Origin of the sequence: Pimelobacter sp. 30-1, from assembly GCF_018831735.1 — a bacterium.
Classification (GTDB): Bacteria; Actinomycetota; Actinomycetes; order Propionibacteriales; family Nocardioidaceae; genus Nocardioides.
In genome coordinates this window covers 86,603-99,392 of the sequence record NZ_NHTS01000012.1, presented here as the reverse complement: position 1 = coordinate 99,392, position 12,790 = coordinate 86,603, and the positions used below count along the sequence as shown (strand labels likewise).

The window sequence follows — 12,790 nt, the reverse complement described above, 5'->3', positions numbered from 1 at the left end:
CCCCATGCCCCTCGTCCGCCGCACTCCCGCCGACCGCTCCGACCCCACCGCGCTCCGTCGTCTCGCCCAGCTCGCGCCTGCCGCTCCCACTGCCGCTCCCGTCGAGCCGTCCGAGCCCGCCGAGGACGCCTGGTGGGCCGATCACACCCGGATCGCCGCCCTCCCACCGGTCCCACCGCTCACCCCCGCCGCGCCGGTCGCCCCCGAGCTCCCGCTGCCCGGACGCCACGCGGCGCGACGCGGCTCCTGGCGCCCGCCGCTCCCTTCCCTCCCCGCGCTGCCCGTGCTCGGCGTCGCCCACCTCGCGGTCGTCGCCCTCACCATCGCCCTCGGACTCGCCCTCACCACCTGGTGGATCGTGCGCGACCAAGGCCATCCCCTCGACCCGGCCGCCCCGCTCACCCCGGTCGCTGCCGCGGCCGACACCGCCTCGGATCCCCTCGTCCCGCTGACCTCACCCTCGCCCTCAGCCGCGCCGGGGTCCGCGACCACGGGCACGGGCACCGTCACGATCGACGTGACAGGCAAGGTGCGCCGCCCCGGGATCGTCGTACTGGACCAGGGGGCGCGGGTCACCGACGCCCTCGCCGCCGCCGGAGGCCCCCGCAAGGGCGTCGACCTGTCTCCGCTCAACCTCGCCCGGGTGCTCGTCGACGGCGAGCAGGTCGTCGTCGGTACGCGGGCTGCTCCCGCCCCCGCCGCCGCTGCCCCCGCTCCCGGTGCCGCTTCCGGCGCCCCCGGTGGTCCCGCCGGCCCGGGCCCCACGCCGCTGGTCAACCTCAACACCGCCGGTCAGACCGAGCTCGAAGCCCTCCCGCAGGTCGGCCCCGTCACCGCCCAGTCCATCCTCACCTGGCGTACCGAGCACGGCGGCTTCACCCGCGTCGGCGAGCTCCTCGAAGTCGACGGCATCGGACCAAAAACGCTCGAGCAGCTGCTCCCGCACGTGACGGTGTGAGGCGCTGCCATGAGCCGCCCCGCTGGTCCCGCCGCCCGCGCCGCCCGCGCCGGGAGAGCTAGCCGAGCCGGCCCCGCCGGCCCCGCGCGGTCCGCCTCAGCCCGCCCCGAGCAGGGCCCGGTGCAACACCGCGATCAGCTCACCGCGCGTGATCATCCCGGCCAACCGGCCTTCGCAGTCCACGACCGGCACGTTCTTGTAGCCCTCGCTCGTCATCATCGGCACCAGGTCCGCGACCGGCGTCTCCTGCGGGATCGTCGTGACCTCGGTGCGCATGATCGAGTCGACGGTCTCCAGCTCGACGATGTCGCGGGTGAAGAGGTCGATGATCGACACCACCCCGATCACCCGCCGCTCCTCGTCGATCACCGGCAGCGTCTTCACCTGCCGCTGCACGATCAGGGTCCGCGCCCGGTAGATCGACTCGAACGGGTGCACCACGGCGACGTCGGTGTTCATGATCCGGGCGACCGGGATCGACCCCAGCCGCCGGTCCAACGCGTGGGTCTCGGCGTCACGCACGATCGCCACGATGTCCGCCGGCAGTACGTCGAGCCGGTCGGCGAGCCGCTTCATCGCCTCCTCGACGTCCGGGGTCGTGATGCCCAGGGCCTCCGCGGCCGGTCCGGCCGGCGCAGGCGGAGCCGGCCGGTGCGGGTACCGCTTGCCGCTCAGGTTGTTCACCGCGATCGCGACGAGCAGCAGCACGACCGTGTTCACGGCGACCGGCGACAGCACGAACAGCGGCCCCTGGTCGTGGATGGCCGGCGTCGCGGTCGCGGCCAGCAGCGCACAGGCGCCGCCGGGCGGGTGCAGGCAGCCGAGCAGCATCATCACGCCGATCGCCGCACCCACCCCGACCGCCGCAGCGAGGAGCACGTCGTCGAACAGCCAGTGCGCGCTCAGGCCCACCGCGGTCGAGATCAGGTTGCCCCCGAGCACCGGCCACGGCTGGGCGAGAGGGCTCGCCGGGACGGCGAACAGCAGCACGGCGCAGGCACCCATCGGGGCCACGATGAACGGCAGCAGCTCGGGTCCGCCCGGGACGGCCCGGGCACTCGCCCCCGCGACGGCGATGCCGATCAGGGCGCCGAGCGCGCCGCGGGCGAGCTCGGGAGCGTGGTAGCGGGTCACCCGCGGAACCTTAGCCACGACCTCCGGATGCCGCTGCTGAGTGCGGCAGTCTGGCTCGGGGCGATCGCGGCGACCCGGCTCGGCGGCGTCGCCTACCTGCTGGTCCTCGCCGTCGCGGTGCTCCTCGGCCGTCGTGCCCGAGCGGCCTCGGCAGGGCAGCGCCGGCTCTTCGCGGTCGTGGTCCTCCTCGCTACGACGGCCGTGACGGTGACGCTCCTGCGCCACGACGCGGTGCGGGGTTCGCCCGTCCACGCACTGGCGGAGCAGCGCGCGACGGCCGAGGTCGTGGCCACCGTGATCTCCGACCCGCGGGTGGTCGCGACGCGCGCGGGGCCCCGGGCCGTCGTACGGCTTCGGGTGGGGGAGGTGTCCTCCCGGCGCCACCGGCTCGAGGTCGGCGGCACGCTCGTCCTGATCGGCGACCCGGTCTGGACCGACGTCGCCCTCGGCGAGCGGGTCCGCACGGTCGGCCGGCTCGCCCCGGCCGACGACCCGGACACGGCGGCCCTCCTGACCGACGTCGGTACGCCGTACCGCCTCGCCCGGGCCAGCCCGTGGTGGCGCGCGTCGGGAGCGCTGCGAGCGTCGATCCGCGACGCCGTCGCCCACCGGCCGCCGGAGCAGGCCGGACTGGTCCCCGCGCTGGTCGACGGTGACGACGCTGGTCTGCCGGCCGACCTCCAGGAGGACTTCCGCACGACCGGGCTCACCCACCTGACCGCCGTCAGCGGGACGAACCTGACCCTCGTCGTAGGCGCCCTCCTACTGGTGGCGCGCGCCGCTCGCGTGCGCAGCCGCGGGCTGGTCGTCGTCGGGCTGCTCGGGATCGCGGGCTTCGTCCTCCTGGCCCGGACCGAGCCGAGCGTCCTCCGCGCAGCCGTGATGGGCGGGGTCGCCCTGTTCGCCTTCGGGCCGGACGGTCGCCGGCGCGGACTGCGCGCGCTCGGCGTCGCGGTGGCGGCGCTGGTGCTGGTCCAGCCGGGGCTGGCGCTGGCCCCCGGGTTCGCGCTGTCGGTGCTCGCCACGGGCGGGATCGTGCTCCTTGGCCTCCCGCTGGCCGCCGCCCTGGGGCGCTGGCTGCCGCGCGGCCTGGCCGAGGCGGTCGCGGTGCCGACGGCGGCACAGCTGGCCTGCACCCCGGTCATCGCCGTGCTCTCGGGCCAGGTCAGCCTCGTCGCCGTCGTCGCGAACCTCCTCGCCGGCCCCCTCGTCGCCCCGGCCACGGTGCTCGGGCTGGTCGGCGGGCTCGTCGGCCTGGTCTGGCCGGCCGGAGGCCGCCTCGCCGGTACGGCGGCCGCCTGGTGCGTCGCCGGACTCGTCGAGATCGCGGAGCGCGGGGCCGCCCTGCCGGGCGCCGCGATCGGGTGGGGGAGCGGGCCGGTCGCGATCGGACTCCTGGTGGTCCTGTGCCTCCTGCTCGCCGTCGCGCTGCCGGTGCTGGTCCGCCGGCCGGTCCTCGGCGTCGGACTCGCGGTGCTGCTGCTCCTCGTCGTCCTCGGCGTACCCGGACGGTTCTGGTCGCGGACGGGCCCCTGGCCGCCCCCGGACTGGGTCCTCGTCGCGTGCGACGTGGGCCAGGGCGACGCCCTCGTGCTCAACGCCGGCCCCCGGGCCGCGATCGTGGTCGACGCCGGCCCCGAACCCGATGCCGTCGACGACTGCCTCGACCGGCTCGACGTGGAACAGGTGCCACTCGTCCTCCTCACCCACTTCCACGCCGACCACATCGACGGCCTGCCCGGGGTGCTCCACGACCGTCGGGTCGGCGCCATCGAGACCACCTCGGTCCGCGACCCACCCGCCGGCGCCGAGCTCGTCGACCGGACCGCCCAGGAGGCGGGCGTCCCCGTCACGACGGCACCCTTCGGCAGCACCCGCCGGATCGGCACCGCGACCCTCCAGGTCCTCCACCCCGCCGCGCCCGCCGCCGCACCCACCCGACGGAGCAGCCCCGCCGGCCCCGCCGGCCCCGCCAGCGACGACACCGACGGCGGCGCCGCCAACGACGCGAGCGTGGTGCTCCTGGTCGAGGTGGCGGGCGTCCGGATCCTGCTCACCGGCGACCTGGAACCAACCGGTCAGGCCGAGCTGGCACGACGGCTCCGGGGCGGCGTCGACCTCGACATCGACGTGCTCAAGGTGCCGCACCACGGCAGCTCCCACCAGGACCGCGACTGGCTCACCTCCCTGCACCCCGAGGTGGCGCTCATCTCGGTCGGCGCCGACAACGGCTACGGACACCCGGCGCCCGCCGTGGTCCAGGCGCTGCAGCAGGCCGGCGCGGAGGTCCGCCGTACCGATCGCGAGGGCGACCTGGCGGTCCTCGCTCCAAGTTCCGGCTCCCCGGGCGGCCGGGTCACGGTGGCCACCCGGAGGTGATGTCGCCGGGGTGTGGGAAGGTGAGCGCATGCGGGCCGAGGACGTGCTGGGACGAGTCACGCTGGTCACCGGCAAGGAGGAGTTTCTCGGTGCGCGCACGGTTGACGAGGTCAAGGCGACGGTGCGCGGGTACGACGCGGAGGCGGAGTTCGCCGAGAGCGCTGCCTCTGAGCTGACCCTGGCCACGTTGGGCGAGATGTCGGCGCCGTCGCTGTTCTCGGCGGTGCGCTGCGTCGTGGTCCGCGGGCTGGAGAACCTCCCCGACGAGTCGGTCGAGGGGCTGCTGGGCTACGCCGCGCAGCCGGTCGACGACGTCGCGCTGGTCCTCGTGCACGGCGGCGGGCAGAAGGGCAGCGGCGTGCTGACCAAGCTGCGCAAGCTCGGGGCCGTGACCGAGCACAAGTCCGAGGAGCTCAAGCCGTCGGAGTTCGCCGGCTTCGTCGCCCACGAGGTACGCCGCTACGGCGCCACCATCGACCGCGAGGCCGCCGACGTCCTGATCGAGGCGATCGGCAAGGACCTGCGTTCCCTGGCCGGGGCGGCCCACCAGCTGACCAACGACTTCCCTGGCGGCCGGATCGGCGAGGCCGAGGTCCGCCGCTACTTCGGCGGCCGGGCCGAGGCGAAGTCCTTCGCCGTGGCCGACGCCGCCTTCGCGGGCCGCGACCGGGTCGCGCTCGAGGAGCTGCGTTGGGCGCTCGACTCGGGGACCGCGGCCGTCCTCATTACCTCTGCCTTCGCCGGCAGCGCTCGCGGCCTGGCCCGGCTGGTCAGCGCGCCCCGCGGGATGCGCGACGCGGACCTGGCCCGCGAGGTCGGGGTCCCGCCGTGGAAGCTGCGCTCCCTGCGCGACCAGGCACGCGGCTGGTCCGAGGCGGGGCTGGCCCGCGCGATCCGGGCCGTGGCCCAGGCCGATGCCGACATCAAGGGCGCCGCGAGCGACGCCTCCTACGCGCTCGAGCGGCTGGTCCTGACGATCACCTCGCTGCGCCGCGCCTGAGACCCGCCACGCCTGAGACCCGCCACGCCTGAGACCCGCCGCGCCTGAGACCGCACCGGGCCCCGGGGCGCGCCGCCCACCGCACCCGAAAATCACGAAGGGAGCCCCCGGCGACGGGGACTCCCTTGACGTGATGGCTCAGGACCAGAGCCAGCAGGGTGCTCTCAGAGAGAGGCGGCCTGCTTGGTGATCGACGACTTGCGGTTCGCCGCCTGGTTCTTGTGGATGACGCCCTTGGAGGCGGCCTTGTCGAGCTTCTTGGTGGCCTCGCGGGCGAGGAGAGCAGCGTTCTCCTTGTCGCCGGCAGCGGCGGCCTCGCGGAACTTGCGGATGGCGGTCTTCAGGCCGGTCTTGACGGCCTTGTTGCGCTCGTGCCGCTTCTCGTTCTGCTTGTTGCGCTTGATCTGGCTCTTGATGTTCGCCACGTTTACTCGCCTCTGTTGTTCAAAGTGGATGCTGGTTCTGGTCCGGTGCGCGTCTCGGTCGCCGTGGTCCTGACCGTCGGAAGACGGGCAGGCGGGAACGCAGAGTCGCGACGAGCAAGGCTAACAGCGCGGTGAACGGCCGCCCAAATCCGGGCGCGGAGCGCTCAGCGGTCCCAGCCTCGTCGTTCGGCGAGCCAGTCGTCGAGGACGTCGCGCTGCCACGCCTGCGCCGTCCGCACGTACGGCGACGTGCGCGGCGTGGGCTGGGAGGCCGACAGCGTGAAGTACCCGAGGACGAGGGCCAGGAAGACGTCGAGGTGCTCGGGCGGCACGTCCACGAGCAGGGGGTGCGCGGCGAGGTGGGCGTCGACGTCGAGGCCGTCGCCGCGGGGGCCGATGAGCAGGAGCAGCGAGTCGAGCCAGGCGGCGCCGCGGACGGGCCAGTTCCAGTCGCAGAGGAGCGCGGTGCCGTCGGGGCGGACCAGGATGTTGTCGTCGCGGACGTCGGTGTGGACGAGGGTCTCGCCGGCGACGACGTCGCCGTAGCGGGCGGTGAGGGCGGCGAGCTCGGCTGCGTGCGGGTGCTCGAGCCTGGTCCAGAGGGCCGGCCAGCTGCCGAACTCCTCCTCGGCGGTGGTCGTGAAGCAGGCCGGGGCGGGGGTGAGCAGCTCGGCGGTGGTGACGAGCAGGGCGGAGGCGGCGGCGAGGTCGGCGTCGGTCCAGGGGCGGTGGGGGGCGCGGGCCTCGACGTGCTCGGTGGCGAGGACGAACCACTCCTCGACCTCCTCGGCCCACAGCAGCCCCGGCGCCGGTACGGCGGCCGGCAGGCCGGCGAGCGCGACCGACTCCTCGCGGTAGGACTCGGCGAAGGGGCGCTGGGCCTTGACCGACGCGGCCTTCACGAACGCCCGGGTGCCGTCGGCGCAGGTGAGCACCGATGCGAACCCCGGGGTGAACCCGCCGCCCTGCGAGACCGCCTCGACCACGGGCGCGCCGAGCCGCTGCTCGACGGCGCGCCGTACGAGCGGCGGCAGGTGGACCCACGCCAGGCGGCGTGCCGTCCGGCCGTGGGGGATGGTCGTCGGGAACACGCCCACATCATCGCGGGCGCGGCTCCCGACCGGGTCAGCGGCGCGCGGGGTCGAGCGTCCGGGTGTAGAGCGCGGCGCCGGCCACGTCGCGCAGCGTGACCGTGAGCTGGCCGGTCCGGCCGTCGACCTCGACCTCGCCGAAGAACTGGAAGCCCTGGGCCGGCGAGGCGTTGGGCGCCGGGGGTGCGGCGACGAACTCGGCGCGGGGGCCGAACGTGGCGTCGAGCGCGTTCGGGCCGAAGGCTCCGGCGTTGAGTGGGCCGGAGACGAACTCCCAGAACGGGTCGAAGTCCTGGTAGGCGGCGCGGTCGGGGGAGTAGTGGTGGGCCGCGGTGTAGTGCACGTCCGCGGTGAGCCACACGTGGTTGCGGATCCCGGCGCGCCGGAGCGCGGTCAGCACCCGGGCGATGTCGATCTCGCGGCCCAGCGGCGCGCCCGGGTCGCCCTGGGCGAGTCCCTCCTGCGCGGTCGGGCCGTCGGGGACGACGAGCCCGAGGGGCAGGTCGTTGGCGATCACCTTCCAGGTCGCCCGGGAGCGCTGCAGCTCGCGGATCAGCCAGCGGGTCTGCCGCTCGCCGAGCACGCCGCCGTCGCCGGTCGTCTCGCGGTCGCCGGTGTTGGGGTCCTTGTGGGTGCGCATGTCGAGGACGAAGAGGTCGACGTGCTCGCCGTACGGGATCACCCGGTAGACCCGGCCGTCGGGGTCGGGCGAGATCGGCGCGACCGGCACGTACTCGTGGAAGGCGCGGCGAGCCCGCGCGGCCAGGACGTCGACCCGCTTCTCGGTGTAGCGGGCGTCGTCGAGGATCTCGCCGGGGTACCAGTTGTTGGTGACCTCGTGGTCGTCCCACTGGGTGACCTGCGCGGTCTCGCCGAGGAAGGCGCGCCAGTTGTCGGCCATCAGGTTGTACCGGTACTGGCCGCGGTACTCGGCGAGCGTCTCGGCGAACTTGGTCTTCTCCGGGATCACCAGGTTGCGCCAGGTGGAGCCGTCGGGGAGCGCGACGCTCGGCTGCACCGGGCCGTCGGCGTAGACGTTGTCGCCGCTGCACAGGAAGAAGTCGGCCCGGCGGGCGCGCATCGCGTCGGCGATCCGGAAGCCGCCGAGGTCCGGGTTCACGCCCCACCCCTGACCGGCGATGTCCCCGGACCACAGGAACCGTACGTCGTCCCCGCGGCGCGGTGCCGTGCGCAGCCGCCCGGTCGAGGGCGCCGAGACCGCTCGGTGGTCGTGGAGGTCGACGGCGCGGATCCGGTAGTGCAGGTCGGTGCTCGGCGGGAGCCCGTGCAGGGGGAAGGCGCCGGTGAGGTCGGTCCCCGGCGTGACCACCGGGCCGCGGACGGTGCGGACCTTGCGGAACGACGGGTCGCGGCTGATCTCGGCGACCAGGCGCGCGGGCCGGTCGGCGCGCGCCCAGAGCATGGCCGAGCCCGGCCGGACGTCGCCCGACTGGACGCCGAGGGTGAGCGCCGGGCGGTCCCGGCGCACGAGCAGGGGAGCGGCGGCGGCGCGGCCGCCGTACAGGGCGGCGGCGCCGGCCGCGCCGGCGCCGAGCAGCAGGTGCCGGCGGGAGGGGAGAGCCGAGGAGGCGGAGGGAGCCGAGGGGTCCGAGAGGTCCGAGGTCATGACGCCCAGCCCATCGGTTCCGGGCGAACGCGGGGGTGCCGGGCGGGCGATCCGGCGGTGAACCGCGGACGGCGAATTCTTGAACCCGCCCGACCCTGGAAGAATGGCCGGACCATGTCCGTCGCAGCCGCCGCCCCGCAGCCGGGTCACACCGACCCCGCGATCATCCGCAACTTCTGCATCATCGCGCACATCGACCACGGCAAGTCGACCCTCGCCGACCGGATGCTCCAGCTGACCGGTGTCGTGGGTGAGCGCGAGGCGAAGGCGCAGTACCTCGACCGGATGGACATCGAGCGCGAGCGCGGCATCACGATCAAGAGCCAGGCCGTCCGGATGCCTTGGACCGTCCAGGCCGACAACGAGGCGGGTGCCGACCCGGGCACCTACGTCCTCAACATGATCGACACCCCGGGGCACGTCGACTTCACCTACGAGGTCTCCCGCTCGCTCCAGGCGTGCGAGGCCGCCGTCCTGCTGGTCGACGCCGCCCAGGGCATCGAGGCCCAGACGCTGGCGAACCTCTACCTCGCCATGGGCGCCGACCTGCACATCATCCCGGTGCTCAACAAGATCGACCTGCCCAGCGCCAACGTCGAGAAGTACGCCCTCGAGCTGGCCAACCTCGTCGGCTGCGAGCCCGAGGACGTGCTGCTCACCTCCGCCAAGACCGGTGTCGGCGTCGAGGCCCTGCTCAACGAGATCGTGAAGTCGGTCCCGGCCCCCGTCGGCGACGCCGCCGCCCCGGCCCGCGCCCTGATCTTCGACTCGGTCTACGACACCTACCGCGGCGTGGTGACCTACGTCCGGGTGGTCGACGGCGAGCTCTCCCACCGCGACAAGATCAAGATGATGTCGACCGGCGCGCTCCACGAGATGCTCGAGGTCGGCGTGATCAGCCCCGAGCCGATGAAGGCGGCCAAGCTCGGCGTCGGCGAGACCGGCTACCTGATCACCGGCGTCAAGGACGTGCGCCAGTCCCGCGTCGGTGACACCGTCACGGTCAACGGACGCCAGGCCGCCGAGCCGCTCGGCGGCTACGAGCACCCGAACCCGATGGTGTTCGCGGGCCTCTACCCGATCGACGGCGACGACTACCCGACGCTGCGCGACGCGCTCGAGAAGCTCCAGCTCAACGACGCGGCCCTGACCTTCGAGCCCGAGACCTCCGGCGCCCTCGGCTTCGGCTTCCGCTGCGGCTTCCTCGGCCTGCTCCACATGGAGATCACCCGCGAGCGGCTCGAGCGGGAGTTCAACCTCGACCTCATCTCGACCGCGCCCAACGTGGTCTACGAGGTGCACATGGAGGACGGCACCGTCCACATCGTCACCAACCCCAGCGAGTACCCCGAGGGCAAGATCGCCGAGGTCCGCGAGCCGGTCGTCAACGCCACGATCCTCGCGCCCGCCGACTACATCGGCACGATCATGGAGCTCTGCCAGCAGAAGCGCGGCAACCTCCTCGGCATGGACTACCTCTCCGAGGACCGCGTCGAGATGCGCTACACGCTGCCGATGGGCGAGATCGCCTTCGACTTCTTCGACCAGCTCAAGTCCAAGACCAAGGGCTACGCCTCGCTCAACTACGAGCGCTCCGGTGACCAGGCCTCCGACCTGGTCAAGGTCGACATCCTGCTCCAGGGCGAGCCGGTCGACGCCTTCTCCGCGATCGTCCACAAGGACGCGGCGTACTCCTACGGCGTGATGATGGCGGGCAAGCTCAAGGAGCTCATCCCCCGGCAGCAGTTCGAGGTGCCCATCCAGGCCGCCATCGGCGCCCGGGTGATCGCCCGCGAGAACATCCGCGCGATCCGCAAGGACGTGCTCGCCAAGTGCTACGGCGGTGACATCAGCCGCAAGCGCAAGCTGCTCGAGAAGCAGAAGGAAGGCAAGAAGCGGATGAAGATGGTCGGCCGGGTCGAGGTGCCCCAGGAGGCCTTCGTCGCCGCGCTGTCGACCACCGGACCGGCCGGCGACAAGCCGAAGAAGTGAGCCTGCGCCCGGTCCGCGACGACCAGTGGGACGTCGTCGCGTGGCTGTGGCAGGACTTCCGGCACGACCTCGGCGTCGTCGTCGACGGCTTCCCGTACGCCGACGGGCGCTACCGGCACGAGTGGCTCGACGAGTACCCCGCGCCCGACCGCTGCGGCTACCTGAGCTGGCGAGCGCACCCCGCGACCGGTGAGGACGCGCCCGTCGCGTTCGCGCTGGTGCGCGGGCTCGATGCGCCGAGCCGGATCATGCAGGCGTTCTTCGTCGTCCCGGCCGCGCGCCGCGACGGGTTCGCGCGGGACCTCGCCCTCGAGGTCATCGGCCGGCACCCGGGGCCCTGGGAGATCCCGTTCCAGCACGACAACGAGCGGGCCGTCCGGTTCTGGCGCAAGGTCGCGACCACCGCCTGGGGCACGGCGTGGACCGAGACCGAGGAGCCCGTGCCGGGCAAGCCCGGCGTCCCGCCCGACCACTGGATCCGGACGACGCCCCTCGCGCCCTAGGGCGTCCACACCGCCGCGTCGTGCGCGAACAGCACCCGGCGGGGGTCGAAGGCGAGGATCCGCTCCATCCACGGGCTCGGGAGCGGGAGCGGCGGCTCGTGGCCGAGGGCGGCGGCCCGGGCCGCGAGGACGTCGGCGGACCACTGCGAGGCGGTGTCGTGGGCCTGTCCTGCCAGGACGACGGTGCCGTCGTCGCACGCGACGACCAGCGACTGGTGCCCGGCCACGTGCCCCGGCGTCGGTACGACGTGGACGCCCGCCGCGATCTCCGCCTCCCCATCGAGGGTCTCGTAGCGCGCGCCGGCGAAGTCGACGAGCGCGGGGACCGTGTAGTCGGGCTGGGTCGCGTCGCGCGCGGTGGCCAGCTCGCGGCGCTGGACGACGATCGGGCGCCCGGCGAAGCGCGGGTTCTCGCCGATGTGGTCGAAGTGCAGGTGGCAGTTGACGACGATCGCGATGTCATCGGGGCTCAGCCCGGCCGTCGCGAGCGCCGCCGCGACCGGCACCCGGCGCGGGCGGTAGTGCGCCTCGGTCTCCGGGCCGGCGTCGCCGAGGCCGGTGTCGAGCAGCAGGACGCCGGCCGGCGTCCGGACGACATAGCCGTGGACGGCCTCGACCCGCGGCTCGCCGGTCTCGGTCTCGGAGCCGGGCCGGACGAAGGTGCCGAGGTCGAGGCGGCGTACGTCGTCGGAGCGCATGACCTGCACGGTAGGCCAGTTGGGCGCTGTGCTGGGATGGTCGGGTGCCCGTGACCGTCCCGACCGAGCTCGACGAGCAGCGCCACCTCGGTCCCGAGTGGGCCGCGTGGCTCGACGGGCTGCCCGCGACGACGCAGGCCGTGCTCGACGCGTGGGAGCTCACGCCCGAGGGGGAGAGCTGGCACGGGTTCTGCTCGCTGGTGCTGCCGGTGACGACCGCCGACGGGACGCCGGCGGCGCTCAAGGTCGGCCTTCCCGACGACGAGTCCGAGCACGAGCACCTCGCGCTCCAGCGCTGGCGGGGCCGCGGCGCGGTGCGGCTGCTGCGCGCCGACCCCGGTCGCCGGGCGATGCTGCTGGAGCGGCTCGACCGCGAGGACCTCACCGAGAGCTGGGACGTCGAGGCGTGCGAGGTCGTCGCCGGTCTGTACGCCGGCCTGCACGTGCCGCCGATGCCGCAGCTGCGCGCCCAGGCGTCGTACGTCGAGCAGTGGGCGGACGCGCTGCGCCGTGACGCCAAGGACGTGCCGATCCCGCGCCGGCTCGTCGACCAGGCGCTCGGCCTCGCCCGCGAGCTCACCCAGGAGCCGGCCACGGCGGTCATCCACGCCGACCTCCACTACGGCAACGTGCTGCGCGGGCGCCGCGACGACACGGACACCTGGCTGGTGATCGACCCCAAGCCGGCCAACGGCGACCCGCACTACGAGCTGGAGCCGATGCTGCGCGACCGCTTCGACGAGTACGCCGCCCCCGGCGCGTTCGGCTCGGTGCGCGACGGCATCCGCCGCCGGTTCCACACGATCGTCGATGCCGCGGGTCTCGACGAGGACCGCGCCCGGGACTGGGCGATCGTGCGCTCGGTGCTCAACGCGCACTGGGCGCACGAGGACGCCGTCCGGGCCCATCGCCCGCTCGACGACGACGAGCGCGAGCACGTCACCGCCTGCATCACCGTCGCCAAAGCCGTCCATGACTGAGCG

At 73.9% G+C, this 12,790-nt stretch carries 11 protein-coding genes; 6 read left to right on the top strand and 5 right to left on the bottom strand.

What is annotated here, in order from left to right:
- Positions 1-4: 4 nt before the first annotated feature.
- Entirely contained in the window at positions 5-958 is a 954-nt protein-coding gene (locus CCO04_RS24875; protein WP_215816874.1) for a helix-hairpin-helix domain-containing protein, read from the top strand.
- A gap of 96 nt (positions 959-1,054) precedes the next feature.
- Here the strand turns inward: CCO04_RS24875 and CCO04_RS24870 are convergent, their stop codons facing one another.
- A complete protein-coding gene (locus tag CCO04_RS24870; protein ID WP_215816873.1) occupies positions 1,055-2,092 on the bottom strand; it encodes an HPP family protein in 1,038 nt (345 codons plus the stop codon).
- Between the two features lie 27 nt (positions 2,093-2,119).
- Here CCO04_RS24870 and CCO04_RS24865 point away from each other — a divergent pair, with 27 nt between their 5' ends.
- Together CCO04_RS24865 and holA are read left to right on the top strand one after the other, a co-directional pair.
- Entirely contained in the window at positions 2,120-4,471 is a 2,352-nt protein-coding gene (locus tag CCO04_RS24865; RefSeq protein ID WP_215816872.1) for a ComEC/Rec2 family competence protein, read from the top strand.
- Positions 4,472-4,499: 28 nt separating this feature from the next.
- A complete protein-coding gene (gene holA / locus CCO04_RS24860; RefSeq protein ID WP_215816871.1) occupies positions 4,500-5,471 on the top strand; it encodes a DNA polymerase III subunit delta in 972 nt (323 codons plus the stop codon).
- A 164-nt stretch (positions 5,472-5,635) separates the two neighbouring features.
- On the opposite strand, the gene rpsT is transcribed toward holA, so the two are convergent.
- The 3 genes from rpsT to CCO04_RS24845 form a co-directional block, all read right to left on the bottom strand.
- On the bottom strand, positions 5,636-5,896 hold the full coding sequence (gene rpsT, locus CCO04_RS24855) for a 30S ribosomal protein S20 (RefSeq protein WP_215816870.1): 261 nt from the start codon (positions 5,894-5,896) through the stop codon (positions 5,636-5,638).
- Positions 5,897-6,060: 164 nt separating this feature from the next.
- A complete protein-coding gene (locus CCO04_RS24850) occupies positions 6,061-6,987 on the bottom strand; it encodes a hypothetical protein (protein WP_308281517.1) in 927 nt (308 codons plus the stop codon).
- 34 nt (positions 6,988-7,021) lie between these two features.
- Entirely contained in the window at positions 7,022-8,614 is a 1,593-nt protein-coding gene (locus CCO04_RS24845) for an alkaline phosphatase (RefSeq protein ID WP_215816868.1), read from the bottom strand.
- A 114-nt stretch (positions 8,615-8,728) separates the two neighbouring features.
- Here CCO04_RS24845 and lepA point away from each other — a divergent pair, with 114 nt between their 5' ends.
- Both lepA and CCO04_RS24835 read left to right on the top strand, forming a co-directional pair.
- Positions 8,729-10,606 (top strand): translation elongation factor 4, encoded by a 1,878-nt coding sequence (gene lepA, locus CCO04_RS24840; RefSeq protein ID WP_215816867.1) that lies wholly within the window; start codon positions 8,729-8,731, stop codon positions 10,604-10,606.
- On the top strand, positions 10,603-11,109 hold the full coding sequence (locus CCO04_RS24835; protein ID WP_215816866.1) for a GNAT family N-acetyltransferase: 507 nt from the start codon (positions 10,603-10,605) through the stop codon (positions 11,107-11,109). Before lepA ends, CCO04_RS24835 begins: the two co-directional genes overlap by 4 nt.
- Here CCO04_RS24835 and CCO04_RS24830 read toward each other — a convergent pair.
- Positions 11,106-11,807: an N-acyl homoserine lactonase family protein gene (locus CCO04_RS24830; protein ID WP_215816865.1), complete on the bottom strand. Its 702-nt coding sequence runs from the start codon at positions 11,805-11,807 to the stop codon at positions 11,106-11,108. The two genes, CCO04_RS24835 and CCO04_RS24830, sit on opposite strands and share 4 nt — an antisense overlap.
- 44 nt (positions 11,808-11,851) lie before the next feature.
- Here CCO04_RS24830 and CCO04_RS24825 point away from each other — a divergent pair, with 44 nt between their 5' ends.
- Positions 11,852-12,787 carry an aminoglycoside phosphotransferase family protein gene (locus CCO04_RS24825; RefSeq protein ID WP_308281516.1) on the top strand — a complete coding sequence of 312 codons (936 nt, stop codon included), beginning with the start codon at positions 11,852-11,854 and terminating at the stop codon, positions 12,785-12,787.
- Positions 12,788-12,790: the final 3 nt, after the last annotated feature.